This is a genomic window from Mesorhizobium sp. KR9-304 (assembly GCF_040049215.1).
Taxonomy (GTDB): domain Bacteria; phylum Pseudomonadota; class Alphaproteobacteria; order Rhizobiales; family Rhizobiaceae; genus Mesorhizobium_K.
On sequence record NZ_JBDZDN010000001.1, the window covers coordinates 1,523,370 to 1,538,290 of the forward strand.

Annotated in this window: 16 protein-coding genes; 7 read left to right on the plus strand and 9 right to left on the minus strand. The window is 64.9% G+C overall.

All coding sequences use genetic code 11. From position 1 onward, the window contains the following. Positions 1 to 9: 9 nt before the first annotated feature. On the plus strand, positions 10 to 1,146 hold the full coding sequence (locus ABLE71_RS07225) for an alpha-D-ribose 1-methylphosphonate 5-triphosphate diphosphatase (RefSeq protein ID WP_348782668.1): 1,137 nt from the start codon (positions 10 to 12) through the stop codon (positions 1,144 to 1,146). Then, positions 1,143 to 1,769, plus strand: a complete 627-nt coding sequence (gene phnN / locus ABLE71_RS07230) for a phosphonate metabolism protein/1,5-bisphosphokinase (PRPP-forming) PhnN (protein WP_348782669.1) — start codon at positions 1,143 to 1,145, stop codon at positions 1,767 to 1,769. Before ABLE71_RS07225 ends, phnN begins: the two co-directional genes overlap by 4 nt. Positions 1,770 to 1,809: 40 nt before the next feature. On the opposite strand, the gene ABLE71_RS07235 is transcribed toward phnN, so the two are convergent. The 6 genes from ABLE71_RS07235 to ABLE71_RS07260 are packed head-to-tail and all read right to left on the minus strand — an operon-like array spanning position 1,810 to position 7,687. Next, positions 1,810 to 2,919, minus strand: coding sequence for a DUF1513 domain-containing protein (locus ABLE71_RS07235; protein WP_348782670.1), 1,110 nt, complete (start codon positions 2,917 to 2,919; stop codon positions 1,810 to 1,812). Positions 2,920 to 2,921: 2 nt separating this feature from the next. After that, a complete protein-coding gene (locus tag ABLE71_RS07240; protein WP_348782671.1) occupies positions 2,922 to 3,995 on the minus strand; it encodes an imelysin family protein in 1,074 nt (357 codons plus the stop codon). Beyond that, positions 3,992 to 5,578 carry a di-heme oxidoredictase family protein gene (locus tag ABLE71_RS07245; protein ID WP_348782672.1) on the minus strand — a complete coding sequence of 529 codons (1,587 nt, stop codon included), beginning with the start codon at positions 5,576 to 5,578 and terminating at the stop codon, positions 3,992 to 3,994. Before ABLE71_RS07245 ends, ABLE71_RS07240 begins: the two co-directional genes overlap by 4 nt. A gap of 12 nt (positions 5,579 to 5,590) precedes the next feature. Further along, the gene (gene bfr / locus ABLE71_RS07250) at positions 5,591 to 6,088 is read right to left on the minus strand and encodes a bacterioferritin (RefSeq protein WP_348782673.1); all 498 of its coding nucleotides are present in this window, start codon (positions 6,086 to 6,088) and stop codon (positions 5,591 to 5,593) included. Beyond that, the gene (locus ABLE71_RS07255) at positions 6,054 to 6,365 is read right to left on the minus strand and encodes a (2Fe-2S)-binding protein (RefSeq protein ID WP_348782674.1); all 312 of its coding nucleotides are present in this window, start codon (positions 6,363 to 6,365) and stop codon (positions 6,054 to 6,056) included. The genes bfr and ABLE71_RS07255 overlap by 35 nt, the downstream gene beginning before the upstream one ends. 59 nt (positions 6,366 to 6,424) lie before the next feature. Further along, positions 6,425 to 7,687: an imelysin family protein gene (locus ABLE71_RS07260; RefSeq protein ID WP_348783686.1), complete on the minus strand. Its 1,263-nt coding sequence runs from the start codon at positions 7,685 to 7,687 to the stop codon at positions 6,425 to 6,427. Between the two features lie 487 nt (positions 7,688 to 8,174). Between ABLE71_RS07260 and ABLE71_RS07265 the strand changes: the two genes are divergently transcribed. Both ABLE71_RS07265 and ABLE71_RS07270 read left to right on the plus strand, forming a co-directional pair. After that, positions 8,175 to 9,422: an FAD-dependent oxidoreductase gene (locus ABLE71_RS07265; RefSeq protein WP_348782675.1), complete on the plus strand. Its 1,248-nt coding sequence runs from the start codon at positions 8,175 to 8,177 to the stop codon at positions 9,420 to 9,422. A gap of 45 nt (positions 9,423 to 9,467) precedes the next feature. Next, positions 9,468 to 10,145, plus strand: a complete 678-nt coding sequence (locus ABLE71_RS07270; protein WP_348782676.1) for an SH3 domain-containing protein — start codon at positions 9,468 to 9,470, stop codon at positions 10,143 to 10,145. A gap of 5 nt (positions 10,146 to 10,150) precedes the next feature. Here the strand turns inward: ABLE71_RS07270 and ABLE71_RS07275 are convergent, their stop codons facing one another. Together ABLE71_RS07275 and ABLE71_RS07280 are read right to left on the minus strand one after the other, a co-directional pair. Then, positions 10,151 to 10,387 carry an Lrp/AsnC ligand binding domain-containing protein gene (locus tag ABLE71_RS07275; RefSeq protein WP_348782677.1) on the minus strand — a complete coding sequence of 79 codons (237 nt, stop codon included), beginning with the start codon at positions 10,385 to 10,387 and terminating at the stop codon, positions 10,151 to 10,153. Positions 10,388 to 10,459: 72 nt separating this feature from the next. After that, complete coding sequence (locus tag ABLE71_RS07280; protein ID WP_348782678.1) at positions 10,460 to 11,290, minus strand: alpha/beta hydrolase; 831 nt, start codon at positions 11,288 to 11,290, stop codon at positions 10,460 to 10,462. A gap of 249 nt (positions 11,291 to 11,539) precedes the next feature. Between ABLE71_RS07280 and ABLE71_RS07285 the strand changes: the two genes are divergently transcribed. The 3 genes from ABLE71_RS07285 (at position 11,540) to ABLE71_RS07295 (ending at position 13,850) form a co-directional block, all read left to right on the plus strand. Further along, positions 11,540 to 12,751, plus strand: coding sequence for an ABC transporter substrate-binding protein (locus ABLE71_RS07285; RefSeq protein ID WP_348782679.1), 1,212 nt, complete (start codon positions 11,540 to 11,542; stop codon positions 12,749 to 12,751). A gap of 142 nt (positions 12,752 to 12,893) precedes the next feature. After that, positions 12,894 to 13,175, plus strand: coding sequence for a cupin domain-containing protein (locus ABLE71_RS07290; protein ID WP_348782680.1), 282 nt, complete (start codon positions 12,894 to 12,896; stop codon positions 13,173 to 13,175). A gap of 318 nt (positions 13,176 to 13,493) precedes the next feature. Further along, on the plus strand, positions 13,494 to 13,850 hold the full coding sequence (locus tag ABLE71_RS07295) for a septal ring lytic transglycosylase RlpA family protein (RefSeq protein WP_348782681.1): 357 nt from the start codon (positions 13,494 to 13,496) through the stop codon (positions 13,848 to 13,850). A 1-nt stretch (position 13,851) separates the two neighbouring features. Here ABLE71_RS07295 and ABLE71_RS07300 read toward each other — a convergent pair whose 3' ends face one another. Further along, entirely contained in the window at positions 13,852 to 14,907 is a 1,056-nt protein-coding gene (locus tag ABLE71_RS07300) for a D-alanine:D-lactate ligase-like protein (RefSeq protein WP_348782682.1), read from the minus strand. Between the last annotated feature and the right edge of the window lie 14 nt (positions 14,908 to 14,921).

The following is a 14,921-nucleotide window of genomic DNA, read 5'->3' on the forward strand; positions in this document are numbered from 1 at the left end:
GTGACCAAGATGACCGAGACCGTCCTTACCAACGCCCAGATCGTGCTCGCCGACGAAGTGATGCCCGGCACGCTCGTCCTGCGTGACGGCAAGATCGCCGAAATCGCGCGCGGCGGCGCCCGATCGGGCGAAGACATGCAAGGCGACTTCCTGATCCCCGGTCTGGTCGAGCTGCATACGGACCATCTCGAAGGCCACTACGCCCCGCGCCCCAAGGTGCGCTGGAACCCGATCGCGTCCGTGCTCGCACATGACGCGCAGGTCGCCACCGCCGGCATCACCACCGTGTTCGACGCTCTGCGCGTCGGCATGGACTACGATGCCGACCTCACCATCGAGGACATGCGCAAGCTCGCCGACGCCATCGAGGACAGCGTACGCGAGGACCGACTGCGCGCCGACCACTTCGTCCACCTGCGCTGCGAGGTTTCCGCGCCCGACTGCCTCGAGGCGTTCGCGAGTTTCGACACGGACGACCGGGTTAAGCTCGCCTCGCTGATGGACCACGCTCCGGGCCAGCGGCAGTTCGCCAAGTTCGAAGCCTACGCCATGTACTACATGGGCAAGCTGAAGATGTCGGAAGAGGCGTTCCGCGCCTATTGCGACAAGCGCATAGCGCAATCGCAGGAAAACTCGGCGCCTAACCGGGTCGCGATCGCCGAGGCTTGCCGCGCGCGCGGTATCATCCTCGCCAGCCATGACGATGCAACCGTGGCGCATGTCGAGGAAGCCATCGAGCAAGGCATCCGCGTGGCCGAGTTTCCGACCACGGCCGAGGCGGCCGCCGCCTCGAAACAGGCCGGCCTCGGCGTGCTGATGGGAGCGCCGAACATCATGCGCGGCGCCTCGCATTCGGGCAACGTCTCGGCGCGGCAACTCGCCGCGGACGGCCTGCTCGACATCCTGTCTTCCGACTACATCCCGTTCAGTCTCATCCAATCGGCTTTTTTCCTCGGCGAGGCCGTGGATACGATTTCGCTGCCGCAGGCGGTGGCAATGGTGTCGAAGAACCCGGCCGAAGCCGTCGGGCTCGACGACCGCGGCGTCATCGAGATCGGCCGCCGCGCCGACCTCGTGCGGGTGCGCGTCGACGACCACGTGCCTGTTGTCCGCACCGTTTGGCGCGAGGGACGGCGCGTCGCATGATGGTCTCGGCGCTGATCGAACGCGAACAGGCAAGCGCGTTGCCGATCCGCAGTGGCGTTTTCATCGCCGTGGTCGGCCCGAGCGGCGCCGGCAAGGACACGCTGATCGCGCATGCGAAAGCGGCGCTTGCCGACGAACCGCAGGTCGAGTTCGTCCGGCGCGTCATCACCCGGCCCTGCGATGGTGCGACCGAGGACCACGACACGCTGACGGATGGCGAATTTGTCGAAGCGCAGACGGACGGCGCTTTCGCACTCGCCTGGGAGGCGCACGGCCTGCGCTATGGCCTGCCGGCGAGCATCGACGGGGCGATCGAGAACGGCCATGTCGCAGTCGCCAATGTCTCGCGCGGGGCGCTGCCCGCGCTGCGCCAACGCTATGCGAACGTCGCCGTCGTCGAGGTGACCGCGGACCCCGAGATACTGGCGGCGCGGCTTGCCGGGCGTGGCCGCGAGTCGCGCGGCGAAATCCTCGCCCGCCTGGCGCGCACCATCACCTGCGACACGACGGGACCGAACGCCATTGCGCTCGATAACAGCGGCCCGAAGGACATCGCCGGCGACCGACTCGTCGCCATCATCCGCAAGGCGGTGGCCTTCGCCGATATTTCAGGAACGGTCTAGGCAGCGATCTGTCCGCCGTCGCGACTGTCCGTCAGCGATCCTACGTCTCAATCCTCAGCACGTGGTTGTCCCAGACGTGGTCCTCGTCCTCGGAAGACCTGCCGGACGGCTCGACGATCAGCCCCGTTCCAGTCGTCACCACGTAGCCGGCGTGGTCCGGGGCGACGCCGCAAACCTCAGTCAGTCGCCGGGCGACGACCACGTTCCCGGTTGCCGCTGCGATGACTGCATATGAATTTCCCTGCGGCGAAGTGACGGCGACGGTGCCTGCGTCGCGGTTCGCCGCGACCGAGCCGATATAGTTTCGAAAGCCGGAAAGAACGTCCTCGGGCATCTCGATCAGTTCCAGATCCTTGCCGCGCACCGCGCGGCCGACCAGCGCCGGGCGCTCCGTCGCGGACCCCTCGTGCTGGCAGCCAAACCACACCGCACCTGTATCGTCGGTGTCCATGTGGCGGATCGACAACTGGTGCAGTTCCGGCGGCAGCTCGTGCTTCTCGATCAGGGCGCCGTTTTCGCGGTCGACCAGCACATAGGATGGCTTCATCGTCGGCAGGTTGAGCTTGGCGCGGCCGAAATCCGGATGTGTTTCGATGCCACCATTGGCCACCGCGATGGTGCGCCCGTCGCCAAGCAGCAGAAGCTCGTGCGGACCGACGCCATGGGTCGGGAACTCGCCGACGCGCGCGAAACCGTCTTCCGCATCATAGATGCCGACCATGCCGGCGGCATTGTCGAAGTCGTTCTCCGTCGCATAGAGCAGCGTGCCATCAGGTGAAAAGACGCCGTGACCGAAGAAATGCCGGCCGGCAACGCTCTGCACGGTTATCGGCGACGTACGCCCGGCATGGTCGAAGACGACGAAGAACGTTCCCGGCTGGCGCGCAAACACGACCGAGCGGCCGGACGCGGGATCGAAGGTGATGTCATGGCCGCGGTCGGGAAGGTCAATCGTGTGCAAAATTTTACCGGCTTCCGACAGGATCGCCGCGCCATAGGCGCCGTCACGGCGCTGATAGGCGGTTGCGAAGACGGCGTCAGCGGCGAGCGTGTCTGCTAAGGCCGACGGCGAGAGCGACGAGAGGAAGGTGACGCCGGTGGCCTTGAGAAAATCCCTGCGGTCGATGAGACGCGTGTGCCTGCCGGTCACGATCAGTCCCCGTCGAGCGAGGAGAAGCCGGCCGTCAGCCCGAGCGTACCGGACATTTGCGTGCCGAAAATGTTCGACAGGCTAGAGGTGACAAGACCGAAATAGGCGAGTTTTCCGCGCCGTTCCGGATCGGCAAGCACGCCAGCGATCGGTCCCTGCGCCGCGGCTGCCGCATTCGCCGCGTTGGAAAATTCGAACAGCGCCTCCTTGCCCATCCACGCCTGGTCGGCGGGCAGTGCGCCGGCGAGCTTCGACGCCTCCAGCAGCGCCTTCATGCCGGCGAGGTTGCCGGCCAGCGCATCGACGGTCTTGCCCGAACGCCAGAACAGCGCCAGGCGAGGCTTGTCGTCCTTCGCCTCCTTACCGAGGAAGCCGCCGAGCCTGACGTCGCGCACCAGTTCCGTGCCGGTAACGAGGACATCCATGAGTTCGGTCAACGCCTCGGTGCCATCGCGATAGAGCGGATTTTCGGTGGAGGGATTGGCCCAAATCCGGGCAAAGCCGTCCGGCGCGGCCCAGGCGGCGTCGAGCTCCGCCGCGATGGCGTCGAGATTTCCGGCGATTGCCGCGCCGTAGGAGCAACGGTAGCCATCGCCCGCCGCCAGCACTTCCGAGCCGGTTCCGTAGAGAACAAACTCAAGCGCGCCTAGCCCCTGCATGGCGACGCTCTTTCCGGCGAGCTGCTTCGCATCGGCGGCCGTCGGGTCACTGGAGGCAAGTGCCGCCTGCACTTGCCTCAGCCCGGTCCCCTTGCGGTCGGGCCAGAACAGCACACGCTCCAGGCGATTCTGTTCCGTCACCGGTCCAAAACGGATGATCTCGATCCGCGACCAGGCGTCGACCGTCGCGCCGTATGATTTTCGCGCCGCGTCGAGCGTGGTTTGTGACGGCGCGGCGCAGAGGTCTTTTTCGGCCGCCATAAGGGATGAGGTCGCCCGGTGGAAGGCCGCGTAGCCGGGACGGACAAAACCGTCGATCGCGCCTTTGACGATATCGGTGGCGTTGCCAGCGCAGGCGGGAAGCGGCGCTCCACCGCAAAGCAATGCAATCGTCCAAACCGCAAGTTCACGGATCATAGCGACTCCAGGAAACCGATCAGCGCCTCGCGGTCCGCTTGCGGCAAGCCGGCAAAACGGTCGCGCGCAGCCTGCGCTTCCCCGCCATGCCATAGGATCGCCTCGGTCAGGTTGCGGGCGCGGCCGTCATGCAGGAAGAAGCTGTGGCCGTTGACGGTTTCCGTGAGCCCGATGCCCCAGAGCGGCGGCGTGCGCCATTCCGACCCGGTCGCGTCGCCCACCTGCTGCCCGTCCGCCAGCCCCTTGCCCATGTCGTGCAGCAGGAAATCTGAATAGGGCCAGATCAGCTGGAATTTCTGCGCCTTGTTCGGCGCGTCGCGGCGTGTCACGAATTTCGGCGTGTGACAGGAAGCGCAGCCGGACTCGTAAAATACCTGCTTGCCGCGCAGCACCTCCGGCTTGTCGAGGTCGCGGCGGGCCGGCACGGCCAGGTTCTGAGAGTAGAAGGTGACGAGGTCGAGCACCGGATCCGGTGCTTCGGTATGTCCCAGCCGCTCCTGCACGCCGACCGGCATGGCGAGGCAGGCGGCCTGGCCGTCCGTGCAATCTCCCCGGGATTTCGGCACGTCCGGGTTGGAGATGCCGATGTCCCCGACAAAAGCCTCGGCGGTCTGTTCGCGGATCGAGGCGCGGGATGCCTTCCAGCCGAAGCGTCCGAGCGTGAGTTCACCGCTCTTGCCATCGCGCACGATGGAGGCCTTGCCGGAGATGCCGTCGCCGTTCGCGTCGCCTGGATCGGCCTTGGCAAGAATGTCGGCCGGATGGACCTGCTCGACCAGGCCGAGCCCGATCATCTGCGGCGTGACGCGCGGCGACAGCGTCGTCCTCGGATCGAGCTGGCCGTAGGCCGGGTTTTCGACCGAATAGCTCGGCTTGCGCAGCGAGACTTTCGTGCCGTCGCCGAGCGTCACCGGCACCTCTTCATAAGCGATGCCCATGCGACCTTCGCCGGCCAATCCGGGCACGGCGAGGTCCTGCAACTGCCCGCCATAGACAGGATCGGGAAAGTTCAGCGCGGCGCGGTCGGCGAGCGCCTTCTCCTCCTCCGCCGTCTGGGCGGCGCGCGCGAGCCTGAGGAACATCGAGGTGGCATCGGCATTGCCCTCCGGCGGGTGGCCGCGGCCGTCCTTCAGGTGGCAACTCTGGCAGGCGCGCGCGTTGAACAGCGGCCCCAGCCCGTCCGATGCCTGCGTCGAGGAGGGCGACGACACCCACAGCTTGCGGAACAGCGCGTTGCCGAGCTTGAAGGTGCCTTCTTCCTCGAAGGTGATGTTGGCCGAGGAATGCGAAAAAGCGTCCTGGTTGATGCGCTTCTTCGACGTCCCGGCGCCGCCCTGCATCAGCTCGAATTGTTCAGGCTTGGAAAAGTCGCCTGTCGGCTTGGTGATCGCCTCGACGCGGGCAAGATCTTCCGGCGTCAGGTCGGCGCGGCTGGTGGGGAGGTTTGCGAGGTCACCGGCCAGGGCGGGCGCGGTCAGGGCGATGCCGGCGACAATGATCGCCCATCCTCCCCCTCCACGAAGCGGGGAGAGGATGGGAGCCAGACTCCGCACGCGGCGCAGGAATGTCAGGGCGCGCCGCATCGTGTCACGATCCTAGTGCTCCCCGCCCTCGGCTTCGTTGGCCGAGTCGGCGTTGAGCTGGCCATATTTGGTCTCGCCGATCGCCGCAAGCAGGCCGAGCTGGGTCTCGAGGAAGTCGATGTGACCTTCCTCGTCGCTCAGCAAATCCTCGAACAGCTTCATGGTCACGTAGTCTCCTGCCTCATGGCAGATCTCCCGCGATTTCTTGTAGGCGGTGCGGGCGTCGTATTCTCCGGCGAGGTCCGATTCTAAGACCTCCTTGACGTTCTGCCCGATGCGCAACGGCGCAACCGACTGCAAATTGGGGTGTCCTTCGAGGAAGATGATGCGCGCAACCAGCCTGTCGGCATGCTGCATCTCCTCGATCGATTCGGCGCGTTCCTTCTTCGCCAGCTTGGTGTAGCCCCAGTCTTCCAGCAGCCTGTAGTGGACCCAGTACTGGTTGACGGCCCCCAGTTCCAGGAACAGCGCCTCGTTAAGCCGCTCGATTATCTGCTTTTCGCCTTTCATGGCTTCTGCTCCCGTATTCGGCCCGCAGTCCACGGACGCGGTCCAGGTGTGAAACGATATCCATTCCGCTCGCCTCCGAGCGCGAATGATAGTGTTCGGTGACCCGAATGATCGTTTCCACCACATTTGGGAAGCAGCCGCAACAGCGGCCCCGCTTCTGTAGAGTATGGTAGACCTTCGCCGGCACGATCAGGTGCCAGGGGTCCTGCTCAAGCAGCCGGATGATCGTATCCTCGATCTCCTTCTCGGTTATCAGGTTGCAGTGACAGATAAGCATCAGGAACTCTACGATGGCTGACGGCGCGTCCTCCGCGCCGTCTGGCTGTTATTTAGGTGTTACTGAAACACCTTGTCAGGTGAGTCGAGGCTGTCGGAACCTTCGAAGGCGATGGCGTCGAGCTTCAGCGCCGCGACCGCACGCTCGATCGACTTGGTCTGGTCTACCAAGCCATCGATCGCCGCCTGCACGGTGGCGTTGCCTTCCGCATTGCCCTCGCCGATCTGCTGGTCGTAAGCCTCGCCGCCGAGGGCGCGCGCCTGGATGGCTTCCATTGCAGCGACCGTCACGTTGAGCTTGCTGGACAGTTCGGCATCGATCGCCGCGTCGGCTTCCTTGACGAGGTCGGCGACCGACGGGCCATCGACCTTGGAGCCGTCAACGCGGGTGTAGCTGCCGTGATAGACGTTGCGGATGCCTACCGCGTCGTAGAGATGCGAGATGTGCGTGTTGTCGGAGAAGCAGTCGTGCTCCTCTTCCGGGTCGTGCAGCAAGAGGCCGAGCTTCATGCGCTCGCCGGCGAGTTCGCCATAAGAGAGCGAGCCCAGGCCGGTCAGGATGCTCGAGATGCCGGCCTTTGGATCCCCGTCAACCAGACCCTTGCGGGCGGCGCCATCGGCGCCCCAGTTGCCCACCATCTCCTCGAGGTCGGCGACCAGAAGGTCGTTCGCGGCGGCGAGGTACTGGGCACGACGCTCGCAATTGCCGCCGGTGCAGTTGGCCGCGTCGAAGTCGGTGTGCGGCCGGTTGCCGGCCCCTGGACCGGTGCCGTTCAGGTCCTGGCCCCAGAGCAGGAACTCGATGGCGTGGTAGCCGGTCGCGACATTGGCCTCGATGTCGCCAGCCTCCTGCAACGTGCCCGACAGGAATTCCGGAGTGATCGTGCCGGCGTCGACCTTCTGGCCGTTGATCTCGATCGACGGGTTGGCGATCACGTTCGCGGTGTAGAGCGTATTTTCGTCGGACTCGGTACCGTATTTCGCATCGACGTAGTCGATCAGGCCCTCGTCCAGCGGCCAGGCATTCACGCGGCCTTCCCAATCATCGACGATGGCGTTGCCGAAACGAAAGACCTCGGTCTGCTGGTAACGAATGCGCGCCGCCTTCCAGGCATCGCGCGCGGCGGTCAGCGTCTCGGCTGACGGCGTGGCGATCAGTGCGTCGGCAGCGGCGTCAAGCGCCTTGGCGGTCGTCAGCGCGTCCTCGTATTCAGCAAGCGCGATGTCGGCGTACGTCGCGATCACCGCCTTGGGGTCGGTGTCGGCAGCGGCGGGCGTCGCCGTCAATGCGGCGGGCGTCGCCGTCAATGCGGCGGTCAGCATGCCCGTCGCGGCAAACGCCTTCAACCAGCCACTGGTCAAGCCCCCGGTCAAGCCATTGGCTCGATTCATCTTTCTCTCCTCAATGAAAACGGCGCGCGCGGCGCGTGAAAAATTGTCCCGGCAGGATCGGGCTGCGCATCCCGTGGCTGCCCAGAACAACTGAGCGCTCCGCGCCTCTCTGCGGATCGGAAGGAAAAGCCACCGAAAATCCTCCAATCGAACGGGTTCAAGGCCCAAACATCAAAGGGAAATGCCTCGAAGGCACAGCCTGATTAGGCTGCCGGAGATGGTGAAGTCAACGACTTTCGACAAAAAAGCTCAATTCAATCAATAGTTTAGAATTATTCTAAACTGGAATTGTCATGTTTACGACCGACCGAGCCCGTCTTGACAGCCCGCCTTGCCGGATGCGACCCGAACGCGCCCTGGCGCGCCGCTTGCGGACATCTCACTTAGGGCAAAGGGGTGCTAGGCAGGCACAGGTACCATGAACAACGGCGTCGTCATCATCGGAGCGGGACACGGAGGCGTTCAGGCCGCTGCGAGCCTGCGCGAGGAAGGTTACGAGGGCCGCGTCACGCTGATCGGCGACGAGGCGGAGCTGCCCTACCACAAGCCGCCATTGTCTAAGAGCTTCATCAAGGATTCCGGCGCCAAGCCGCAGATCCTGCGCGCTGAAGCCTTTTACGCCGCCGGGTCGATCGACCTACTGCTCGGCGAAACCGTCGAGAGCCTCGACCCCGTCGGGAAGCAGCTGAAGCTAGTCTCCGGCGGCAGCGTCTCCTTCGACAAGGTGATCCTCGCCACCGGCTCGCGCCCGCGCGTCTTGCCTGTCGAAGGCGGCCCGCTCGCCGGAATGCTGTCGCTGCGCTCCATAGCCGACGCCCGGGCAATCCGCGCGCTTGCCGGGGAGGTCGAGGACATAGTCATCCTCGGCGGCGGCTTCATCGGTTTGGAGATCGCCGCCACGCTGTCTGCCGGCGGCCGTCGCGTGACTGTCGTCGAGGCGCAGCAACGGTTGCTCGCGCGCGCCGTCGCGCCTGTGGTTTCGGCTCATGTCGCCGCACGGCTCGCGGCTTCAGGCGTGCGGCTGCTCCTCAATACAGTCGTCAACCGCATCGAAGGCGACGACGGCCATGTCAGCGCGGTCATCACCTCGGCCGGCGAAAGAATTCCGGCGAAAATGCTGATCGTTGGCATCGGCGTGGTGCCTAATGCGGAACTCGCCGCGGCAGCCGGCATCCAGACTGCGAACGGCGTCCGCGTGGATGCGCAGCTCAGGACCTCTGCGCCGGACATCCTCGCCATCGGTGATGCCGCCAGCTACCGACACTGGTTCACCGGCGCCGACGTGCGGCTGGAATCGGTACAGAACGCCACCGACCATGCCAGACTGGCCGCCCGCACCATCACCGGCCACGCCGATACCTATTCGGCGGTCCCTTGGTTCTGGTCGGATATCGGCGACATGAAGCTGCAGATGGTTGGACTGACCGGCGGCAGCGACCGGCAGATCGTCGCCGGCGAGCCGGCAGACAACAGGTTTTCGGTCTTTCACTACTCCGGACCCAGGCTTATTGGCATCGAATCGGTCAACCGACCCGCCGACCACATGCTCGGCCGCAAAATGATGGGCGCGGGTTTTTCGCCCGATACCCAGTCGGTTGCCGGTGGCAGTGACGCGCTAAAGGCTGCCTTCACCGACTGGCAGACGCGGCAGCCGGCTCCGGTCTAGCCGCGCGTCAACGCCGTCTTAAAGACTTGTCTTCATTCTGTCGGCATGGCTCTGGCGCTTCCAAAACTCAGATGGCTGGTCATCGGCGCAATCGCCGCGGGCGTCTGGGTCGTGCGCGAGGATCTGTCGGGTCCGCGACCGCCCGAGCGTGTGCCAACGCGAATCGAGCGCAGCTTGGAGGCGAAACCGCGGCCGCAGAAACCCGGGGCTGCCGTGGCAAAAGCCGACAAGCGGCCTGCCGAAAAGCCCTCGCCATCCAAAACGGCAGAAAAACCTGTTCCGCCAAAGCCGGTGACGGGCAAGCCTGTCCCGCAAAAGACAGTCGCCCAAAAGGCCGCCCCCCAGAACGTCGCACCGCAGAAGACCGCTCTTCTCCTGCCGAAGTCGATCGACCGCCCGCCGTCCAAGCCGCAGAAGATCGTCACCGGCTCGATCAGTAGGCCTGGCAAGCCGACCTTCGTACAGACCAAGGCGAAGGTGTTTATGCGGGAGCAGGCGAGAGCCGATGCCCCGATCATCGCCACTCTGGGGCCTCGAACCGTCATGCGCGAATTGGCCCGGTCGGGCGAGTGGCGGCTGGTGCTCGGCGACGGCCGCAAGGGATGGGTGCGCGCGGACTATCTGGTGAGGCCTACCTTCCTCCCGCGCCGGCCGAAGCTGCCGGTCGCGGATGTCAGGCAGGCGAAGGCGAACGCCTCAGCCAAGCCGGTCAAGGCTCAATAGGCGGGTCAGAACGCCTTGAATGTCAGCGTGGTCAGCGAGCGCACGATGCCCGGCACATTGGCGACATGCTCGTTGATGAACTTGCCGATGTCGTCCTCGGTGTCGATGTAGATCTTCATCAACAGGTCATACTCGCCGCTGGTCGAGTAGAGTTCGGAGACGATTTCGCGCTCGAACAGCGCGTCGGCAACCTCGTAGGTCTTGCCGGGCTGGCACTGCAGCTGCACAAAAACGGCTCTCATCTCGACTTTCTCGTCTTTGCGACCGGACGTTGGGCTCGTCGACCCCGTCGATAACGCGTTAGGGTCTCGCTATCAATCCGCCAGCAGCGCCCGCGTCAAGGGGTGGGCCGGGTCGGTTAGCCCGTCGATGATGGTGAAATGATGCCGGTCGGGCTCTTCGACCAGCGCGGTCGCGCCGCCGACGCCCACCCAGGCATTGGCGAGCAGCGCGCTCTGGCGGATGAATTCTGAGCGCTCGCCGCCGCCGACCCAGCAGGTCACGCGCATTCCGTCGACCGGCTCCAGGAACAGCGGGCTCTCGGCCATCGCTTCGGCATGGTCGATGTGCAGTGTGGCGCTCAGCGCCGTGCGCATCAAGGGACGCAGATCGTGCAGACCGGAGATCGAAACGACGTTGCGGAGGCGGGAAAGAACATCCTTCGACAGGGGCGTATCGGCGCAGACCAGCCGCGCCGCCAAATGGCCGCCGGCGGAATGGCCGGTAAGCTGGATCGGCCCGCCGACCATGCCGGCTATCTTATCTATTGCCGTGCCGATCTCCTTTGTGATGCCGGCAATGCGGGTTTCCGGGCAAAGCGTGTAGGTCGGCATGGCGACTGCGTAGCCGCGGTCGACCGGCCCCTTCGCCAGATGCGACCAGTAGGACTGGTCGAAGCGCATCCAGTAGCCGCCGTGGATGAAAACGACGAGGCCTTTCGGCTCCGCGTCCGGCAGGAAAAGGTCGAAGCGGTTGCGGGGCCGCGCGCCATAGGCGAGGTCCAGCTTCGCCTTTCCTGCTGCTACGCGCCCTTCGCGGTAGGCTCTCGCCGGGTCGACCCAGGCGTCCGGCCAGCGGTCGCCGCCGGCGATGTTAGCGCCATTGGTGTAGGCGTCGTCCCAGTCCGAAATGCGATGATGATACATGCCGTCCTCCAATGCCGCTTCATAGCGGCAACCGTTCAAACTGTCATCCAGGGCTGCGCTGGACCATCCGATTGGATCGGGCGTTGCGCTTTACAAAGCGCACGGGCAAACACAGTATCGCCGCCTCGAGGACAGGGTCCCGAAAGCGCCGGGCGGTTTCGGAAGACCGTGCTCAAGCATGGGCACAGGCGCGGCCATGCCGCGTATGTTTCGTGTCAGGTTCAAAAAGTATTCTAGGGAGGTTCCCAAATGAAAGACCCCATCCGCAAAACGCTCGCTGCGTCAGTTGCCGGCGCCGCGATGATTGCGGCCTCCGCCGCTTCCGCGGCCGACGTCAAGATCGGTTTCCTCGGCGGCTTCACCGGCCCGATCGAGACGCTTGTCCCGCCGATCCATGAAGGCGCCAAGCTCGCCGTCAAGCAGATCAACGAACAGGGCGGCATCCTCGACGGCCAACTCGTCATGGTGCAGGGCGATTCGACCTGCGCCGACGCGACCGCCGCCTCGAACGCCGCCGACCGCATGGTCAACGCCGAGAAGGTGACCGCGCTGGTCGGCCCGCTCTGCTCGGGCGAGACGATCGCCGCCGCCAACAGCGCCGCCATCCCCGGCAATGTCGTCATCGTGTCACCGGCCGCGACCTCGCCGGCTCTGACCTCGATCGACGACAAGGACACGCTGTTCCGCACGACGCCGTCGGACGCCTACAGCGGCGACGTGCTCGCCAAGCTGTTGAAGCAGAAGGGTCACGACAACATCGCCATCACCTATGTCAACAACGACTACGGCAAGGGATTCGCCGACGCGCTGAAGACGGCCTTCGAGAAGGAGGGCGGTACGGTTGCGGCGAGCGAAGCGCATGAGGACGGCAAGGCCGACTATCGCGCCGAGATCGGATCGCTCGCTTCGTCAGGCGCCGAGATGCTGGTCGTGCTGGCCTATGTCGACGGCTCCGGCCAGACCATCATCCGCCAGGCGCTCGAAGGCGGCGACTTCGCCAAGTTCGCCGGCGGCGACGGCATGATCGGCGACAGCCTTGTGACCGCGATCGGGGAAGGCAAGCTCGATGGCTTCATCGGCACCAAGATCGGCCGCTCGGAGACGCCGGGCACGGCGATGTATGCAGAAGCTGCGAAGGCCGCCGGTCTCAACCCGGACGCTTCCTTCGCGCCGCAGGCCTATGACGCGGCCTTCCTGATCGGCCTCGCCATCCAGAAACTCGGTAAGGACAGCCGCGACGGATTGAGCGCCGCGCTGCGCGAAGTCGCGACGGCGCCGGGCGAGACCATCTATCCGGGCGAGTGGGAAAAGGCCAAGAAGCTGCTCGCCGAAGGCAAGGACATCAACTACGAGGGTGCTTCCGGCAGCCAGGAATTCGACGCCGCCGGCGACGTGCCCGGCGTCATCATCGAGATGGTCGTCGAAGGCAAGGGGTTCAAGGAAGTCGGCACGGTCAACTGAGACCGCCAACGATCAACGGAGAAGCCCGGGAGCGATGATCCCGGGCTTTCTTCTTGGCGCAACGGATCGTCTGTCCGCGGCTCTGGTCGCGGCGCCGAACATCATGTCTTGTTGCCACACAGCGCGGCAAGGAGATGCCTCAATGACCGGATCGGCTAAGGCGACCGTCCTCATCGACAACGAGCGGGTGATCGTCACCGAATACCGCTTCCAGCCCGGCCAGAACACCGGCTGGCACCGCCACGCGCACGACTACGTCATCGTGCCGATGGCGGATGGAAAGCTGAAGATCGTGACCGGGGAAGGCGAGAACTTCGCCGAGATGACGAAGGGTGCGCCCTATTTCCGCAGGGAAGGCGTCGAGCACGACGTCATCAGCGCAAATGAGGGCGAATACGCCTTCATCGAGATCGAACTGAAATAATCCCACTCCGTCTAAGCCGCGACGCCCCCGCCGCCCTCAAAGGCGCGGATGGCTTGACGCGCCCTGGCTCAGGGCGACTATGCAACCCCGAAAAAGCCTAAGCGATTCAGCGCAATAACAGTCAGTTCAGCACCTTGCCGGATGTGAATATCTGCATGCAGATGCGGCATTTCGAAGCAATGCGCGAGCATAACAGAGTGTTTCCCAGTGTTTCGAAACGTGTGGCTGCGCCGCGGAACGGTCTGGTCTCTGCCGCATTTGGTGCCTTATTCCCTATGTACCCAGCCGTCTAACAATATTGACGGAGAAACTTGGACGATGACAAAAAGCACAATCGCAGCCGGTGCCGCCGCACTGGCCGGCGCGCTTCTCTTGGCCGCATCCACGGTTCCCGCCTCGGCACAATGCGGCAGCGCCTCCTGGTACGCGCTTTACTCCCAGACCGCGTCCGGCGAGCAGATGAATCCGGCGGAGCTGACCGCCGCGCACCGCACGCTCCCCTTCGGCACCAAGCTCAAGGTCACCAACCAGAAGAACGGCAAAACCGTCGTCGTGCGCATCAACGATCGCGGCCCTTTCATCAAGGGGCGCGTCATCGACCTCTCCAAGGGCGCGGCGAAGCAGCTCGGCTTCGTCAGCTCGGGCGTGACGAACATTTGCATGGCCAAGGCGTAGCCTATCGCCCGAAAAATCGGTTCGCCGCCGTCTCGGCCATCGCCTCGGCGAGGCCAAGCCGCCATATCGATCGGCAATAGGCGCGAAAGTCGAAGCAGGGCAGGCCGGGGGCGACCTCGAACTCGATGAGGTGGACGGTGTCGTCGGCCTCGACGCGAAAATCCATCGAGAAGACGTCGCGAAGGCCCAGCCCCTGCATCAGACGCGCCGCGACGGCACGGATCTTTTTTGCCGCCTCCGGCTGGCTCTCCTCGACGGCGATGAGCTCGGGCACGGCCTGGCGGTCCTGGGCGATCGCCTCGGCGCCCGTTTCGCCGTAAAGCGCCAGCGAATCGTCCATCGTCTGGAAGTCGCCGCCTGAGTCGACGAAGACGATGCCCAGCGCCTCCGGCCCGGCCTCCGGTCGAACGGCGAGGAAGCTGGCGCGCACGTTGCGGCCCGGCACATAGGGCTGGACGACTACGGTGTCGCGATAGGCTTCGTGCACCCGGCCGCTCAGCGCCAAGGCTTCGTCGAGCGTATCGCAGCGCGAGTCCGGCCAGATGCCGATCTTGGCGCCCAGCCGGTTGGGCTTCACGAACCAGCCACGTTCAGAACCGGGCGGTTGGCTGAGCCATTTCCCGTTCGCGGCAAGGCCGGCGAGCGGAACCGGCAGGCCGAGAGCGGAGAGCACGGCGCCGGAGCGGAACTTGTCCTGGCAGAGCGCGAAAAGCGAATCGTCGGCGCCAATGGTGGCGAGCCCGTTCAGCCGCGCAAGCGCCGGCGCCGCGCCGCCTCGAAAATAGGCGATGCCGTCGGTCAGCGTCCAGACCAGCGTGCTGTCGCCCGGCCTGCCGGCAAGGCCCGTCGCGGCGTCGTCCAGCGCGAGCGGAAGAAAACCGAGGCCGCGGTCGGCGCAGCCTTCCTCGATGGCGGAAAACTCCGGCGCGAGGTCCGTCGACTGCGCCAGGTAAGAGGAAACTTCCACAATGTGACGTTCCGAAAAGCCCTTGGCGGCAAGACGCGTGCGGCAGGCCGCTTCGGGTTCGTAGACGAGGATGAGCGTGGGTCGATGCATGAAATGTCCGGCCT